Source organism: Sphingomonas sp. CFBP9019 (assembly GCF_034045155.1).
Classification (GTDB): Bacteria; Pseudomonadota; Alphaproteobacteria; order Sphingomonadales; family Sphingomonadaceae; genus Sphingomonas; species Sphingomonas aerolata.
The window spans coordinates 628,392-645,654 of record NZ_JAXCWK010000003.1; the positions used below are offsets into that span (position 1 = coordinate 628,392).

Annotated in this window: 13 protein-coding genes; 9 read left to right on the forward strand and 4 right to left on the reverse strand. The window is 68.8% G+C overall.

Annotated elements, in window-relative coordinates; translation table 11 throughout:
• Window positions 1–26: 26 nt before the first annotated feature.
• The 6 genes from SOM18_RS10990 (at window position 27) to SOM18_RS11015 (ending at window position 7,947) form a co-directional block, all read left to right on the forward strand.
• A complete protein-coding gene (locus SOM18_RS10990) occupies window positions 27–590 on the forward strand; it encodes a 2Fe-2S iron-sulfur cluster-binding protein (RefSeq protein ID WP_081874216.1) in 564 nt (187 codons plus the stop codon).
• The gene (locus SOM18_RS10995) at window positions 587–1,567 is read left to right on the forward strand and encodes an FAD binding domain-containing protein (protein WP_031440126.1); all 981 of its coding nucleotides are present in this window, start codon (window positions 587–589) and stop codon (window positions 1,565–1,567) included. The genes SOM18_RS10990 and SOM18_RS10995 overlap by 4 nt, the downstream gene beginning before the upstream one ends.
• A gap of 2 nt (window positions 1,568–1,569) precedes the next feature.
• On the forward strand, window positions 1,570–3,801 hold the full coding sequence (locus SOM18_RS11000; protein ID WP_031440127.1) for a xanthine dehydrogenase family protein molybdopterin-binding subunit: 2,232 nt from the start codon (window positions 1,570–1,572) through the stop codon (window positions 3,799–3,801).
• Between the two features lie 367 nt (window positions 3,802–4,168).
• Window positions 4,169–6,373, forward strand: coding sequence for a xanthine dehydrogenase family protein molybdopterin-binding subunit (locus tag SOM18_RS11005; protein WP_320481648.1), 2,205 nt, complete (start codon window positions 4,169–4,171; stop codon window positions 6,371–6,373).
• 46 nt (window positions 6,374–6,419) lie between these two features.
• Entirely contained in the window at window positions 6,420–7,343 is a 924-nt protein-coding gene (locus SOM18_RS11010; protein ID WP_031440129.1) for an XdhC family protein, read from the forward strand.
• On the forward strand, window positions 7,330–7,947 hold the full coding sequence (locus tag SOM18_RS11015) for a nucleotidyltransferase family protein (RefSeq protein WP_031440130.1): 618 nt from the start codon (window positions 7,330–7,332) through the stop codon (window positions 7,945–7,947). The genes SOM18_RS11010 and SOM18_RS11015 overlap by 14 nt, the downstream gene beginning before the upstream one ends.
• Here SOM18_RS11015 and SOM18_RS11020 read toward each other — a convergent pair.
• From SOM18_RS11020 to SOM18_RS11035, 4 genes are all read right to left on the reverse strand, one after another.
• On the reverse strand, window positions 7,922–9,130 hold the full coding sequence (locus SOM18_RS11020; RefSeq protein ID WP_031440131.1) for an ABC transporter permease: 1,209 nt from the start codon (window positions 9,128–9,130) through the stop codon (window positions 7,922–7,924). The two genes, SOM18_RS11015 and SOM18_RS11020, sit on opposite strands and share 26 nt — an antisense overlap.
• A 196-nt stretch (window positions 9,131–9,326) precedes the next feature.
• The gene (locus SOM18_RS11025) at window positions 9,327–9,983 is read right to left on the reverse strand and encodes an ABC transporter ATP-binding protein (protein ID WP_081874217.1); all 657 of its coding nucleotides are present in this window, start codon (window positions 9,981–9,983) and stop codon (window positions 9,327–9,329) included.
• 55 nt (window positions 9,984–10,038) lie between these two features.
• Window positions 10,039–11,424, reverse strand: coding sequence for an efflux RND transporter periplasmic adaptor subunit (locus tag SOM18_RS11030; protein WP_031440132.1), 1,386 nt, complete (start codon window positions 11,422–11,424; stop codon window positions 10,039–10,041).
• Entirely contained in the window at window positions 11,424–12,857 is a 1,434-nt protein-coding gene (locus tag SOM18_RS11035; RefSeq protein ID WP_235188322.1) for an efflux transporter outer membrane subunit, read from the reverse strand. The genes SOM18_RS11030 and SOM18_RS11035 overlap by 1 nt, the downstream gene beginning before the upstream one ends.
• Before the next feature lie 361 nt (window positions 12,858–13,218).
• Between SOM18_RS11035 and otsB the strand changes: the two genes are divergently transcribed.
• From otsB to SOM18_RS11050, 3 genes are read left to right on the forward strand one after another with little or no spacing between them, the layout of a single operon-like run.
• Window positions 13,219–13,977 (forward strand): trehalose-phosphatase, encoded by a 759-nt coding sequence (otsB, locus tag SOM18_RS11040; protein ID WP_031440134.1) that lies wholly within the window; start codon window positions 13,219–13,221, stop codon window positions 13,975–13,977.
• Window positions 13,977–15,800, forward strand: a complete 1,824-nt coding sequence (locus SOM18_RS11045; RefSeq protein ID WP_320481649.1) for a glycoside hydrolase family 15 protein — start codon at window positions 13,977–13,979, stop codon at window positions 15,798–15,800. Before otsB ends, SOM18_RS11045 begins: the two co-directional genes overlap by 1 nt.
• Window positions 15,797–17,185, forward strand: a complete 1,389-nt coding sequence (locus SOM18_RS11050; protein ID WP_031440136.1) for an alpha,alpha-trehalose-phosphate synthase (UDP-forming) — start codon at window positions 15,797–15,799, stop codon at window positions 17,183–17,185. Before SOM18_RS11045 ends, SOM18_RS11050 begins: the two co-directional genes overlap by 4 nt.
• The last annotated feature ends 78 nt before the right edge of the window (window positions 17,186–17,263 follow it).

A 17,263-nucleotide genomic window follows, 5' to 3' on the forward strand; every position in this document is an offset into this window, starting at 1 on the left:
TTCCCGGATCCAGAAGGGGCGACCCCATGCATTTCACGATCAATGGTCAATCATATGACGCCGAGCCCGATATCCGCACCTCGGTGCTCGACCTGTGCCGCGAGCATCTCGGCCTCACCGGCTCGAAAAAGGGCTGCGACCACGGTCAGTGCGGGGCGTGCACCGTCCTGATCAACGGCCGCCGGGTCAATTCCTGCCTGACGCTCGCGGTCATGCACCAGGATGACGAGATCACGACGATCGAGGGTCTCGGCCAGCCGGGCAACCTTCACGCGCTGCAGGATGCGTTCGTGCGGCATGACGGTTACCAGTGCGGCTATTGCACGCCGGGGCAGATCTGCTCGGCGGTCGGCATGCTCGACGAGGTCAAGAAGGGCTGGGCCAGCCACGCATCGGGCGACCTGACCGATCCCAAGTTCGACGATGCCGAGATTTCGGAGCGGATGAGCGGCAATCTGTGCCGTTGCGCCGCCTATCCGAACATCGTCGATGCGATCCGCGAAGTCGGCGACACCGCGCCCAAGGGCCGGTCCGCGGACGAAAAGGACGCGGCGATGGACGCCGATGCGCGCGGGGAGATGGTGGCATGAAGACCTTCACTTACGAAAAACCCGCGACCCCCGAGGCCGCGGTCAGGGATGCCGGGACGACCGGCGCGCGGTTCATCGCGGGCGGGACCAACCTGCTCGACCTGATGAAGCTGCAGGTCGAGACGCCCGACACGCTCGTCGACATCAGCCGCCTCGATCTCGCGAAGATCGAGGAGCGCGAGGATGGCGGGCTGACGATCGGTGCGCTGGTGCCGAACAGCGACCTCGCCGCCGACCGCCGCGTCGTCGCCAAGTACGAGGTGCTGAGCCGCGCCCTGCTCGCGGGCGCATCGGGCCAGCTGCGCAACAAGGCGTCGACCGGGGGCAACATGCTCCAGCGGACGCGCTGCTATTATTTCTACGACACGGCGGCGGCGTGCAACAAGCGCGAACCCGGCAGCGGCTGTTCGGCGATCGGCGGCTTCAACCGCATCCTCGCGGTGCTCGGCACGAGCGAGCAGTGCATCGCGACGCATCCGAGCGACATGGCGGTGGCGATGCGCGCGCTCGACGCGACGATCGTGACGCTGAAGGCGGACGGCGATCGCCGGCGCATCTCGGTGCACGAGTTCTACCGCCTGCCGGGCGCCACGCCCGAGATCGAGACCGTGCTCGAGACGGGTGAGCTGATCACGCATATCGAACTGCCCGCACCCCCCAAGGGCAAGCAGGCCTATCGCAAGGTCCGTGATCGTGCGTCCTACGCCTTCGCGCTCGTCTCGGTCGCGGCCGTGGTCGACGTGCAGGACGGCGTGATCGCGTCCGCCTCGCTCGCGTTCGGCGGGCTCGGGCCGATGCCGTGGCGCAATCCGGCGGTCGAGGCCGCGCTGGTCGGCAAGGCGCCGTCGGACGAGGCCTTCGAGGCCGCGGCGACCGCGCTGCTCGCCGATGCCAAGGGCTATGGCTCGAACGACTTCAAGATCCCCCTCGCGCGTCGCACGCTTATCGCGACGCTGCGCACCGTAACGGGAGCATAATCATGTTCGGATTTGGAACCACCAACAGCCTGACGATGGACAAGCCGCATCCGGACAGTCTTCTGGACAGCGGCGTTCAGGGCGTCATCGGCAAGCCGCTCGACCGGATCGACGGTCCGCTGAAGGTCAGCGGCACCGCGACCTATGCGGCGGAATATCAGTTCGACGACATGGCGTACGGCGTGCTCGTCGGCACCAAGATCTCCGCGGGCAAGGTCGTGTCGATCGACGTCGACGCAGTGAAGAGCATCCCGGGCGTGCTCGACGTCGTCACCGATTTCGACCAGTTCATCCGCGTGTCCGCACAGGGCGGCGCCACCGATGCACCGACGCAGGGCGTCAAGGACATCGCGTTCTTCGGCCAGATCGTCGCGATCGTGCTCGCCGAGAGCTTCGAGGTCGCGCGCGACGCCGCGGCCCGCCTGCCGATCGTCTATGACGAGGCGGACGGCCAGTATGACTTCGCCGCGCACCGCGACGAGACGCGGACGCCCCCCGACGATGCCGCGCCGGCGCATTTCAAGCAGGGCGATGTCGACACGGCGATGGCCGATGCGGCGGTGACGGTCGATTCGACCTATGTCACGCCGAGCCAGAATTCGGCGGCGATGGAGCCGCACGCCTCGACCGCGGTGTGGGAAGAGGACGGCTCGCTGACGCTGTACGGCGCCTATCAGATGCCGACGTCGGACGCGCAGCAGCTCGCCAAGTCGCTCGGCCTGTCCGAGAAGAAGGTCCGGATCGTCGCGCGCTATATCGGCGGCGGGTTCGGGTCGAAGCTCGGCATCGCACCCGAGAGCGTCGCGGCGGCGATCGCCGCCAAGCAGCTCGGTCGTCCGGTCAAGGCGGTCATGTCGCGCCCGCAGGTCTTCGAGGCGACCGTGCGTCGCTCGAACACCGAGCAGCGCGTCCGGCTCGCGGCCAACGCCGAGGGCAAGCTGACCGCGATCGGGCACGAGACGCTGGCGTCGAACCAGTCGACCGAGGATTATTTCGAGCCCGCGGGCATCGGCACGCACCTGCTCTACGGCGGCGAGAACCGGCTGATCACGCATGAGCTGGTCGACGTGAACCTCGTCCTGTCGGGATCGATGCGCGCGCCGGGCGAAGCGGTCGGGATGCTCGCGCTCGAGGGTGCGATGGACGAGCTCGCCGAAAAGCTCGACATGGATCCGATCGAGCTGCGCAAGCGCAACGATCCGCGGATCGATCCGGAGAAGGACGTCCCCTATTCGTCGCGCAACCTGACGCGCGCGCTCGACGAGGGTGCGGTTCGCTTCGGTTGGGACAAGCGCCAGAAGGCCGGCACGCGCCGCGAGGGCGAGTGGCTGATCGGCATGGGCGTTGCCTCGGCGGTGCGCGGCAACATGATGATGGAATCGTCCGCCAAGGTCGAGATCCATCCCGACGGCACCGCGACCGTATCGTCGGCGATGACCGATATCGGCACGGGCAGCTACACGATCCTCGCGCAGATCGCGTCGGAGATCCTGGGCATCCCGGTCGAGAACATCACCATGTCGCTGGGCGACACCAATGATCCCCCCGCGGCGGGTTCGGGCGGGTCCTGGGGCGCGGCCTCGTCGGGGACTGCGGTCTATCTCGCCTGCGAGATGCTGCGCGGCAAGATCGCCAAGGCGATGGGCGTCGACGAGGACGGCCTGACGCTGAAGGACGGCAAGGCGATCGGCGACAACCGCTCGACCCCGATCGGCGAGCTGGTCGGCAAGGGCCTCGAGGCGACCGGGCATATCAAGCCGGGCAAGCAGGAGAAGGAGACGTCGCAGGCAGGCTTCGGTGCGCATTTCGCCGAGGTCGCGGTCAACGTCATCACCGGCGAGACGCGTGTGCGGCGGATGCTCGGGTCGTTCGCGGCAGGGCGCGTGCTCAACGCGAAGACCGCGCGGTCGCAGTGCCTGGGTGGCATGACCTTCGGCATCGGCACCGCGCTGACCGAGGACCTGATCCACGACACGCGCACCGGCAAGCTGGTGAACCACGATCTCGGCGAATATCACGTGCCGGCCAATGCGGACGTGCCGCAGATGGACGTCCACTTCGTCGACGAGCGCGACATCCATGCGAACCCGATCCACGCCAAGGGGATCGGCGAGCTGGGGATTTCGGGCGCGGGCGCGGCGGTTGCGAACGCTGTGTATAATGCGACGGGGATCCGGGTGCGGGAGTTCCCGATTACGTTGGACAAGCTGCTGGATCAGTTGCCGGCGGTCTGATCTTCTGTGCCCCCGCGGAGGCGGGGGTCAAGGAGCCACAACGCGCACCCTTAGTAAAGCTGGATCCCCGCCTTCGCGGGGAAACAGGTGGGGGTGGGCGCCACCCTCCTTACTACAACCCCGGCGAAGGCCGGGGCCCAGTTGGGGGACTTTCCTGACAGGGGATCGTCCTTCGTCACGACGGCCTTCCCAACTGGGCCCCGGCCTTCGCCGGGGTGGTGGTTGAGGGGGCGGCACCAGCCCTCGCTTGGGTCGCGGGCTGGCGCTGCGCCATCCTGCGTCGGGGTGGCGTTGAGGCCACGCCGCCACCCTCGTCAAACATCCCCGCCCCTCCTATCTCAGACCCTCCACACCCGAGGACGAGCCTATGACCGACCATGTAATGGACGCCGCGTTTCGACCGGCCGGGCTCGACCGGGCGACGCAGGGGGTTCTCGGGCGCGGGATCGATCGGGTCGAGGGGCCGGCGAAGGTCACCGGCGTCGCCGATTATGCCTATGAGGGCACGCCCGAGCGGGTCGCCTATGCCGCGATCGTCGGTACGCCGGTCGGCAGCGGCCGCATCCTGCGCATCGACGCGCGTGCGGCCGAGGCGATGCCCGGCGTGATCGCGGTGCTCCACGGCGATCCGCGCATGCCCGCGGGCGAATCCAATTCGAGCGCGCTGCCGCTGTTCGATACCGACACCATCCTCCATCTCGGCCAGCCCGTCGCGGTGGTCGTCGCCGAGGACCAGGCGATCGCGCGCGACGCCGCAGCCCTGGTCCGCGTCGAGACCGCAGCGGGCGAGAACCGGTTCGACGTCGAGGCACAGCCGGTCGATACCGATCCCGCGATCGGCTTCGTGCCGCCGGTCGACATGGGCGACCTCGACGCGGCGATGCGCGACGCACCCGTGACGCTCGATGCGACCTATACGACGCCGGTGCATTTCCCCGCCGCGCTCGAACCACACGCGACCACCGCCTGGTGGGACGGCGACCGGCTGACGGTGCGATCGAGCAACCAGGTGATCGGCGCCGCGCGCAAGACGATCGCCAAGGTGCTCAAGATCGACGGCGACAAGGTCCGCGTGCTCGCGCCCTATGTCGGTGGCGGCTTTGGCGGCAAGACCGGGGTCGGCCCCGAGGCGATCCTCGCCGCGATCGCCGCGGAGGCGGTCGGACGCCCGGTCAAGATCGCGCTGCCGCGGCGCCAGACCGCCTATGTCGTCCACCACCGCTCGCATACGACGCAGCGCATCCGCATCGCCGCGGACGAACGCGGCGTGATCCAGGGCATGGGGCATGAGAGCGTCGCCGCGCAGAATGACGACGCGCCGTTCCTCGAACCCGTGCCGTTCGGGACGATCCCGCTCTATCGCGGGGAGTCGCGGCGGTTCAGGACCGACCTCGTCCGCGTCGACCTGCCCGCGAGCGGCGCGGTCCGCGCGCCGGGCGAGGCGGTCGGCACGTTCGGCGTCGAATGCGCGATGGACGAGCTCGCGGTCCAGCTCGGAATCGACCCGATCGAGCTGCGCCGCCGCAACGAGCCCGACTGCGATCCGGGCAGCGGCAAGCCCTTCTCCACGCGGCGCATGCTCGACTGCTACACGCAAGGGGCCGAGCGGTTCGGCTGGCCCGCCGCCGTCCCCGCGCCCGCATCGGTGCGCGAGGGCGAATGGCTGATCGGGATCGGCATGGCGGCCAGCCTGCGCGGCAATTTCACCGTCCAGGCGCAGGCGCGCGTGCGGCTCGAGGCGGACGGCCGTGCGGCGGTCGAATGCGACATGACCGATATCGGCACCGGCACCTACACGATCCTGGCACAGGCCGCGGGCGAGATGCTCGGGCTGCCGGTCGCCGACTTCGATGTCCGGCTGGGCGACACCGACTTCCCGCCGACCGCGGGGTCGGGCGGGTCGTTCGGTGCAGGGAGCGCGGTGTCCGCGGTGGTGCTGGCGTGCGAGGACATCCTCGCCGAGCTCGCGCTGCGGATGAACGCGGCGCCGGAGGAGCTGAGCCTCAAGGACGGATGCGTCAGCGCGGGCGGGCGGCAGGTGAAGCTCGCCGACCTGCTGCGCGGTGCGCCGATCGTCGCGATGGGCAAGACCGGCCCCGGCAAGGAGAGCAAGCGCACCAGCCAGGCGAGCCACGGCGCGCATTTCGTCGAGGTCGCGGTCAACGCGGTCAGCGGCGAGGTGCGGGTGCGGCGGATGCTCGGCGTGTTCGACGTCGGCCGCGTGCTCAACCGCAAGACCGCGACCAGCCAGATCATCGGCGGCATGGCCTGGGGCATCGCCTATGCGCTGACCGAGGAGGGCGTCGTCGACACGCGCACCGGCGCGTTCGTGAACCCCGATTTCGGCGAATATCACGTCGCGGTGAACGCCGACATTCCGCAGCTCGAGGCCTATTTCATCGAGGAGATCGACGATTCGGCGAACCCTGCGGGCGCCAAGGGGGTCGGCGAGCTCGGCATTTCGGGTGCGGGCGCGGCGGTCGCCAACGCGATCTACAATGCGACGGGTGTGCGGGTGCGCGATTTCCCGGTGACGCTCGACAAGCTGCTCGAGGGCTTGCCCGCGCTGTAACGTCTGTTCCCACGCCGATGCGGAGGAACGAGAAGAGAGAGAAGACATGGCCGAAAACGATAGCGTGATTGCCGCGGCGAAGACCTGGAAGGGCCAGAGGATGGCGATCGCCACCGTCGTCTCGACCTGGGGCTCCGCGCCGCGCCCCAAGGGGAGCCACATGCTCGTCCATGAGGACGGCCGGTTCGAAGGCTCCGTGTCGGGCGGCTGCGTCGAGAGCGACATCCTCGCGACCGCCGCCGACGTGATCGCGGGCGCGCCGTTCCAGCTGCGGAACTACGGTGTCGCGGATGCCGCGGCGTGGGAAGTCGGCCTGCCCTGCGGCGGCGAGATCGCGGTGATGGTCCAGCCGGTCTCGGCCGAGGGGTTCGACCCCGAATTGTTCGACCGGATCGCCGAGGCGCGCGATCAGGGCGATGCGCTGACCGTCACCACCGACCTCGCCACCGGGCACAGCGACGCGCGGCCGGCGGAGACGGGCGAGGTGTTCGTCAACCGCTATGATCCGCCGCGCCGCCTGCTGATCGTCGGCGCGGTGCAGATCGCGCAGGCGCTGGCGGGCCTCGCGCGTGAGCTGGGGATCGCGACGGTCGTGATCGACCCGCGCGCACGCTTCCTGACCGACGAGCGCTTTCCCGGCGTCACGCTCGACGATCGCTGGCCCGACGAGGCGATCGCCGCGCTGCGCCCCGGTCCGTCGACCGCGGTCGTGACGCTGAGCCACGACATCAAGATCGACGACCCCGCGCTGATCGCCGCGCTGGCGAGCGACGCCGCCTATGTCGGGGCGCTCGGCAGCCGCAAGAGCCATGCGGCGCGGCGCGAACGGCTCGCCGCGGCGGGGGTGACCCCTGAGAATATCGACCGGATCGACGCGCCCGTCGGGATCGACATCGGCGCGATCGGGCCGTCGGAGATTGCGCTGTCGGTTGCCGCCGCGATGATCGGAGCCTTCCATGATCGCCGCTGAAGACGTCGTCCTCATCCTGCTCGCCGCGGGCCGCTCGCAGCGGTTCGGCATCCCGAACAAGCTCGAGGTGCCGTTCCTCAACAAGCCGGTCGGGCTCCACGTCGTCACCGCGTTCGAGGCGATCCCGTTCCGCGACCGGCTGGTCGTCACCGATGGCTGCACGCTCGATTTCGCGAGCCACGGCTATGCGGTGGTGCATAACGACGATCCCGCGGCGGGGATGGCGCAGTCGGTCAAGCTGGGCGTGCAGCGCGCCAAGGACGACGGCGCGCAGGCGGTGCTGATCGCGCTCGCCGACATGCCGCGCGTGACCGCGGCGCATGTCTACCGGATGCTCGATGCCGCCGACAGCGCGGATGCGGTGGTCGCGTCGAGCGACGGGGTGAAGCCGTCGCCCCCTGCCCTGTTCGGGCGCGACCGGTTCGACTTCCTGCTGTCGCTCGACGGCGATGCGGGCGCGCGCGACCTGGTGCGCGCGGGGCGGCACGTGGTGACCGCGCCGGCCGAGCTGATCGACATCGACACGCCCGAGGATCTGGAGCGACTGCAGGCGCTGGTCCACGACCCGCGCGCGGCGATCACTCGTGCCTTAACGCGTCGATAGGGTTCATCGCGGCGGCGCGGCGCGCGGGGAAATAGCCGAAGACGACGCCGATCACCGCGGAGATGCCGAACGCGAAAAGATTGATCTCGGGCACGAACAGCCACTGGACCTTGATCAGCGGCGCGATAATCGCGATCGCCAGTTGTGCGATCACCAGCCCGATCAGCCCGCCCAGGCACGACAGCACGATCGCCTCGACGAGGAACTGCAACAGCACCTCGCGCGCGACCGCGCCGATCGCGAGCCGGATGCCGATCTCGCGCGTGCGTTCGGTCACCGACACCAGCATGATGTTCATGATGCCGATCCCGCCGACGACCAGGCTGATCCCCGCGACCGCCGCGACGATGCCGGTCAGCAACGTCGTCGTGCCGGTCAGCGTGTCGGAAATCTGCTTGGTGTCGAAGATGTTGAAGTCATCCTCCTTGCCCGCGGTGATCGTCCGGCGTTCGCGCAGCAGATCGGTGATCGACGCCTGCACGGTCGCGGTCGAGAATTTCTGGTCGACGCCCACCAGCATCAGCCGGATGTCGCGATTGCCCGTGAAGCGACGCTGCACCGCCTTGATCGGCATGATGACCACGTCGTCCTGATCGCCGCCGAACCCCGCCTGCCCGCGCGTCGACAGCACGCCGATCACGTCGCAGCTGATCGCGCCGATCCGCATCCGGAGGCCCACCGCGTCGCCGCCGCGGAACAGGTTGGTGCGAACGGTATTGCCGATGATGCACACCGCCTTGCCCGACGCCTCCTCGACCGGCGTGAAGATCCGCCCGGTCGCCAGCGGCCAGGGCTGGACCTGAAAATAGGCGCTGGTGGTGCCGTTGATCGTCGTCGACCAGTTCGCGCCTTCATAGATCGCGGTGGCGGTCGCCTGCGCCTGGGGGGCGACCGCGGTGACGCCGGCGATCTGGTTGGCGACCGCGGTGACGTCCTCGGGCTTGAAATCGGGCGGCCGCGGTCCGCCGCCGCCACGACCGAAGCCCTGACCCGGCCGGATCTGGAGGATGTTGGTGCCGAGCGCGGAGATCGACTGCTGCACCGCCGCGGTCGTCGCCTTGCCGAGCGTGACCATCGTCACGACCGCCCCGACGCCGATGACGATGCCGAGAATGGTCAGGAACGACCGCAGGATATGGCGGCGGATCGAGCGCAGCGCGAGCGAGAGGGTGGTGCCGAACATTACCGGGTCATCCCGCCAGCGTGGTCCCGTCGAACCTGGCTCAAAGACTGACAGAAGAGACCCGTCATCCCCGCGCAGGCGGGGATCCAGATGCTCGAAGGCTGGCGGGCTTGTCGCGACGGTTGCCAGTCTGGATTCCCGCCTGCGCGGGAATGACGGTGTCGGGTGGGGGCGTGAGTGTATGGTGTCCGGGCCATCACGACTCGACCCTTTCGCCTTGCTCGTGGCGGCTTTCGATGCGTTCGACGAGGCCGTCCTTGAAGTGGACGACGGTGCGCGCGAAGGCGGCCATGTCGGGTTCGTGGGTGACCATCAGCACGGTGATGTTCTGTTCCGCGTTGAGCCGGGTCAGCAGCTGCATGATCTCGACCGAGCGTTCGCTGTCGAGGTTGCCGGTCGGTTCGTCCGCGAGCAGCACGTCGGGGTTCGTCACCAGCGCGCGCGCGATCGCGACGCGCTGTTGCTGGCCGCCGGACAGCTCGGCGGGGGTGTGGTCCCACCAGTCCGCCAGTCCGACCGTGTCGAGGCTCGCCATCGCCGCCGCACGCCGCGCACGCTTCTCGTCGCCGCGGTACAGGAGCGGCAGCTCGACATTCTCGAGCGCGGAGGTGCGCGAGAGGAGGTTGAACCCCTGGAACACGAAGCCGAGATATTTGCGGCGGAGCAGCGCGCGCTGGTCGCGGTCGAGCGTCTCGACATGATGGCCGCGGAACAGGAACGTCCCCGCGCTCGGCACGTCGAGACAGCCGAGGATGTTCATCGTCGTCGACTTGCCCGACCCCGACGGCCCCATCACCGCGACGAAATCGCCGCCGGCAATGTCGAGGTCGACACCTTTCAGCGCCTGGAACATCGTCGCGCCCGCGCCGTACGTCTTGGTGACGCCGCGCAGCGAGATCAGGGGCGGATTACTGGCCACCGCCCCCGCCCTTGCTCGCGCCACCGCCGCGCCGACCACCGCCGCCGCGCTTGGTCTCGTCCGAGCCGCTGGCGAGCTGGCCGGTAATGACCTGCGCGCCGGGCTGGAGATTGCCCGACAGAACCTCGGTCATCGTCCCGTTGGTGTCGCCGGTGGTGATCTGCACCGGCTGCGGCGTGCCGTCGGCGCCCTTCACATAGATGGTCTGCTGCGCGCCGCGGCCGAGCGTCGCGGTCCGTTCCGCCCCGCCGCCGCGCCGCGGCCGGAAGGTCAGCGAGCCGGCAATGCCGCCGCCCGCATCGCCCGACGCGGCGGTCGGCTTGAACCGCAATGCGGCGTTGGGGACGAGCAGCACGCGCTGCTTGTCCGACGTCACGATGTCCGCGGTCGCGGTCATCCCCGGGCGCAGCGTCAGCGACGGATTGGCCACGGTCAGGTCGGCGGCATAGGACACGACCTGGCCGGTGGTGGTCGTCGTGCTGGTGCTCGAACTCGACGAGGTCGCCGAGCTGACCGTCAGGTTCGAGCCGAGATCGACACGCGTGATCGTCGCGGGGAAGGTCTTGCCGGGAAAGGCGTCGACGGTGAAGTTGGCGCGCTGGCCGATCTTGACCTCGCCGACGTCCGCTTCGTCGATCGCGACCTCGAGCTTCATCTTGGTCAGGTCCTCGGCGATCACGAACAGCGTCGGCGTGTTGAACGACGACGCGACGGTCTGGCCGGGATCGATCTGGCGCGCGAGCACGACGCCGGTTACCGGCGAGCGAATGATCGCGCGCGCGCGCTGCGTCTGGCTCTGCGCGAGCGCGGCGCGGCTGGCGACGACATTGGCCTCGGCGACCTTCTGCGCGGCGAGCGCGCGCTGATAGTCGGCGCGGCCGGCCTGAAGCTCGGTCTTGGACGGCACGCGCCCGCCCGACAGCCGCGCGACTTCCTCGAGCCGGTTGAGCTGTGCGCGCGATTCGGCGACGGTCGCCTGCGCCTGGTTCACCTGCGCCTGGTTGGCGGCGAGCTGTGCATTGCCCTGGCGGATCTGGTCGTCGAGCTGTTCGGGATCGATCAGCGCGAGCGGCTGGCCCGCGACGACGCGGTCGTTGACGTCGGCGACCACCTTGGTGACCAGCCCCGACAGCTGCGACCCGACCGTCACCTGGTTGGTCGGCGCGAGCTTGCCCGTCGCGGACACCGTCACGGTCAGGTTGCCGCGCTCAGCCGCCTGGGTCGAATATTGCGTCTGCTCCTTCGCGCCGAAGCATTTGGCGAGCAGCAGGCAGAGCAGCACGACGCCGACCGCGATCGCGACCCATTTGATGTAGCGTTTCCAGGGGGCCTGCGGCCTCACGCCCAGAAAGTCGTCGATCGATGCGTCGGCCATCAGCGTGCCTCTGGATTGGAGATGGGCGCTTGCGGGATCACGGTCGCGTCCCAGCCGCCGCCAAGCGCGGCATAGAGCGCGACCAGCGCGGTCGCGGCGTCGGCGCGCGCCTGGGTCGCGCCGTTGCGCGCGGACAGCAGCGCGACCTCCTGCTGGTTGAGCGTGGTGAAGTCGGTCAGCCCGGTGCGATACTGGCTGCGGCTGAGGATCGCCGAATTGTTCGCGGCATCGAGCGCGATGGCGAACTGGCGCTCGCGTTCCTGCGCGGTCTGGAGCGCGACGACCGCATTCTCGACATCCTCGAGCGCGGTCAGCACGGTCGACTTGTAGAAGGCGAGCGCGCCGTCGGCGGCGGCCTCGCTGGTCCGCACCTGGCTGCGCAGCCGGCCGCCGTTGAAGATCGCCTGGGTCAGCCCCGCGAACAACCCGCCGGTGATCGCATCGCCGATATTGCCGATCGAGGTCGCGTTGGTGTTGATGTTGCCGGTGATCGCGAGCGCGGGATAGAGCTGGGCCTTGGCCACGCCGATCCGCGCGGTGGCGGCGGCCAGCGCGCGCTCCGCCGAGCGGATGTCGGGACGCTGGCGCAGTGTGTCGCCGGGAATGCCGACGCCGACCGCCTTCGGCCCGACCGGGATAGGCTTGACCGGCGCGAGCAGCGGCCGGAGCGCGCCCGGCGCCTGTCCGGTCAGCACGCCGATCCGCGCGACCGCTGCGGCATATTGCTGGTCGAGGCTCGGGATCGTCGCGGCGGTCTGGGCCCGCTGCGCGCGCGCCTGTTCCTGGTCGAGGCTGGAGACGAGCCCCGCCTGGACGCGGAACCCGGCGATCTCGAGATTGTCGTCCTGGATCGTCAGCGAGGCGCGCGCATTGGCGAGTTGCTGCTGATACAGCCGGGCGAGCACATAGTTGCGCGCGACCTCGCTCTCGATCGAGATGAGGACGGTCGCATAGTCGTAGCCCGACGCTGCGTACTCCGCGCGGCTCGCCTCGATCGTGCGGCGGATCTCGCCGAACACGCCGACCTGGTAGCTGGCGCTGGCCCCCAGCGTGAAGCTGTTGGTGCCGCCGCCGCCGGTGTCGACGACGGTGCCGTCGGGCAGCGTGAACGACCGCCCGCCGCCGCGCAGATTCTCGTTGCGCTGATAGCCGCCCGAGCCGCTGAGCGTGGGGAGCAGCGAGGCGCGGTTCTGGACCAGGCTCTCGCGCGCCTGGCGGAGGCGGGCGACGCTCTGCGCGATGTCGAGATTGGTCGCCGCCGCCTGCTCGACGAGTTGGCCGAGCACGGGGTCGTCGAACCGCTGCCACCAGCGCGTCAGATCCTCGGGACTGGTCGCGGGGGTGACGGAATAGGCGTCGGGCACCCCCAGCTCGGCCGCCGCCTTCGGACGATAATCCGGCCCGACCGAGCAGCCGGCGAGCAGGACGGGCATGAGGAGGAAAGCTCGGACGCGGGACATGGGCGGCAGGCATGACGCAATGCCCCTTCCCTCGTCCAGTGGTTTCGTGTCGCAACCTGTCGCAACCGGGGCGAGCTGTGGGTGGGTGCGTGCGGCCGTGCGGCCATCCCTCTCCGCCGTCATCCTGACGAAAGTCAGGATCCAGGGTAACACAGGGTGACGCTCGGGGCTCTGGATCCTGACTTTCGTCAGGATGACGGTGGGGGTTGGGGTTGGTGACGGCCCCGAAGCATCGCCCCGAACCCCAAGCCCTGCTATGACGGCAATCGAACCGCACCCGTTCCAATTTTGCACTGCAGCGGAACGGAGCGTCACAGCCGGGGGTTAGACGACCATGCTTGCCGAACGCCAGCCTGCTACTGAAGTCCTCGCACCCCCGCCGCACGTCCGCGACGACGCCAGCCTGTTCTTCGATTTCGACGGCACCCTGGTCGATCTGGCCCCGACCCCCGATGCGGTGGTCGTCGATGCCGGCCTGCTCGACCAGCTCGACCGGCTTGCCCTGCGCTTTCCGGCGCGCGTCGCGATCATCAGCGGGCGGTCGATCGCGCAGCTCGACGCCATGCTCGGCCAGCATGCGCGGCGGTTCGCGGTCGCGGGCAGCCATGGCGCCGAACGCCGCACGCCCGAGGACGGCCATGTCGCCGCCGAACGCCCCGCCTCGCTCGAAACCGCCGCGGAGGCGCTGCGCGCCTATGCCGAGGCGAACGCGCTGGTCTATGAGGCCAAGTCGCTCGGCGCCGGGCTGCATTACCGGATGGCGCCGGCGTTTGAGGCGGATGCGGTAAGCCTCGCCGAGGATCTCGCGCGCACGCACGGCCTGACGCTTCAGCGCGGCAAGATGATGGTCGAGCTGCGCACCCCCGGCGACAAGGGCGCGGCGCTGCGCGACCTGATCGCCGCGCCGGCGCTGGTCGGCAGCCGCCCGTTCTTCTTCGGCGACGACGTCACCGACGAGGATGGTTTCGCCGCCGCGCATGCGCTGGGCGGTGCGGGCATCCTGATCGGCCCCGAACGCCCTACCGCCGCCACCTACCGCCTCGACGATGTCGCGGCCCTTCGCGGCTGGATTGCCGCCATATTGGAATCATGATGACCGCTACCCAGTCCGCCAGCAGCCTGACCCCGTCCGGCCCGACCCCCGACATGAACCTGTGGCCGATCGGCAATTGCCAGGTGTCCGCGCTGATCGACCGCACCGGCACGTTCGTTTGGGGCTGCGTGCCCCGCGTCGACGGCGACCCTGCCTTCTGCGCGCTGCTCGGTGGTGACGCCCCCGAGACGGGCCTGTGGGCGATCGAGCTCGAGGGCAGCGCGAAGACCACGCAGGCCTATATCCGCAACACCCCGATCCTGGTCACCCGGCACGAGGACGAGGCGGGCAACGCGGTCGAGGTCACCGATTTCTGCCCGCGCTTCGTGCGCGAGGGGCGGACCTATCGCCCGACCAGCTTCGTGCGGATCGTCAAGCCGGTCGCGGGCAGCCCGCGGATCCGGATCCGCCTGCGCGTCGCGACCAACTGGGGCCAGCCGACCACGCATACGCAGGGGTCGAACCATATCCGGTTCCTGATGGACGACCAGACGCTGCGGCTCACCACCGATGCGCCGGTCGGGCATATCGTCGGCGAGCGCTGGTTCCGGCTCGAACGGCCGATGCACCTGTTCCTGGGGCCCGACGAGAGTTTTGCCGGCGTGCTGCACGAGGCGGCCGAGGCGATGCTGACGCGGACCAAGGACGAATGGCGCCACTGGGTGCGCGGGCTGGCGACCCCGGTCGAATGGCAGGACGTCGTCATCCGCGCGGCGATCACGCTGAAATTGTGCCAGCACGAGGAGACCGGCGCGATCGTCGCCGCGCTCACCACCTCGATCCCCGAACATGCGGGGTCCGAGCGCAACTGGGATTACCGCTATTGCTGGATCCGCGACGCCTATTACACGGTGCAGGCGCTCAACCGGCTCGGCGCGCTCGACGTGCTCGAGGGGTATCTCGAATATCTGCGCAACATCGTCGACGCGTCGAAGGGCGGGCATGTCCAGCCGCTCTACGGCGTCGGCGGCGAGGCGACCCTGGTCGAGCGCGTCGCGCCCGCGCTGCCGGGCTATCGCGGCATGGGTCCGGTCCGCGTCGGCAACCAGGCATACGAGCAGATCCAGCACGACGCGTACGGCCAGATCATCCTGTCCGACGTCCAGGCGTTCTTCGACCAGCGGCTGTTCCGCATGTCGAGCCATGAGGATTTCAAGAGCCTCGAACTCGTCGGCGACCGCGCCTGGGAGACCTATGACAAGCCCGATGCGGGGCTGTGGGAGCTGCGCACCAAGGCGCATGTCCACACCTATTCCGCGGCGATGTGCTGGGCGGCGTGCGACCGGCTCGCCAATGCGGCGGGCGTGCTCGAGCTCGAGGATCGCCGGACGTTCTGGAACGCGCGCGCGGACACGATCCGCAAGACGATCGAGACCTCGGCGTGGCGCGAGGAGACTCAGCGCATCTCCGCGACGTTCGGCGGCGACGATCTCGACGCGAGCCTGATCCAGCTGCTCGACCTGCGTTTCTTCGCGCCCGACGATCCGCGTTTCCAGTCGACGCTGAAGGCGGTCGAAGAGGGTCTCCGCCGCGGCAGCCACATGCTGCGCTATGCGACCGAGGATGATTTCGGCCTGCCGCATACCGCGTTCAACGTCTGCACCTTCTGGCTGATCGAGGCGCTGCACGCGACCGGCCGCGCCGCCGATGCGTGCGCGCTGTTCGCCGAAATGGTCGCGCGGCGCACGCCCGCGGGGCTGCTGTCCGAGGATATCGACCCCAATACCGGCGAGCTGTGGGGCAATTATCCGCAAACCTATTCGCTGGTGGGGCTGATCAACTGCGCCGTCCTCCTCAGCAAACCCTGGAGCGCCGTACGATGAGTCGCCTGGTCGTCATTTCGAATCGCGTGCAATCGGTCGACGCGCCGTCGGGCAACCAGGGCGGCCTCGCGGTCGCGCTGCTCGCGGCGTTGCGCGAAAAGGGCGGGGTCTGGTTCGGCTGGTCGGGCGCGACCACCGAGACCTTTACCGGCCATATCAATTTCCAGCAGGGCAAGGGCGTCACCACCGCGACGATCGACCTGGAGGAACAGGATTTCGACGAATATTATAACGGCTATGCGAACCGCACGCTGTGGCCGCTGTTCCATTACCGGATCGACCTGACCGAGTTCGAACGCGATTTCAGCAGCGGCTATGCGCGGGTGAACAAGCGCTTTGCCGAGACGGTGCTGCCGCTGATCGAGCCCGACGATCTCGTCTGGGTGCATGATTATCATCACGTCCCGCTGGGCCGCGAGCTGCGCAAGCTGGGGGTCGAGAACAAGATCGGCTTCTTCCTCCATATCCCCTGGCCGCCGATGGCCATGCTGCTGTCGCTGCCGAGCCACCGCGCGCTGGTCGAATCGATGTTCGCGTACGACGTGGTCGGGTTCCAGACGCAGGACTGGCTCGACAGCTTCCTGCATTACGTCACCAGCCAGCTCGACGGCGTGGTCGGCGAGGATGGCTGGGTGACGGTCGGCGATCGCACGATCAAGGCGATCACCACGCCGATCGGGATCGAGACCGCGGATTTCGAGAGGTCCGCGAGCAGCGACACCGCGCGCCATGCCAAGGAACGGATGTACATGTCGGCGACCGGGCGCAGCCTGATCGTCGGGGTCGACCGGCTCGATTATTCGAAGGGCCTGGCCGAGCGCTTCTCGGGCTATGAGCGGTTCCTGGCGTCGCACCCCGATCACCGCGGGCTGGTCTACATGCTCCAGATCGCGCCGCCTTCCCGCGAGAAGGTCGACACCTATCAGGAGATCCGCGCGAACCTCGATTCGATGTCGGGGCGGATCAACGGCGAATTCTCGGACATCGACTGGACGCCGATCCGCTACGTCAACCAGGGCTTCCCGCGCGACGTGCTCGCGGGGATCTATCGCGCGGCGCGGGTCGGGCTGGTGACGCCGCTTCGCGACGGGATGAACCTGGTCGCGAAGGAATATGTCGCGGCGCAGGATCCCGAGGATCCGGGCGTGCTGATCCTGTCGCAGTTCGCGGGCGCGGCAGCGCAGCTGTCGGATGCGGTGCTGGTCAACCCGTACAGCCCGGAGGAAATGTCCGACGCGATCGCCCGCGCGCTCAAGATGCCGCTGGCGGAGCGCAAGGCGCGCTGGGAGAAGCTGATCGACAACGTCCGCAAGGAGGACGTGATGTGGTGGTGCGAACTGTTCATCACCGCGCTTGAAGATGCGCCGGAGCATGTCGAGGCGTAACCAACGTCGTCATCCCCGCGCAGGCGGGGATCCAGACTGGCTACCCCTGCGAGTCTCCTCCACGGCCAGCCAATATGG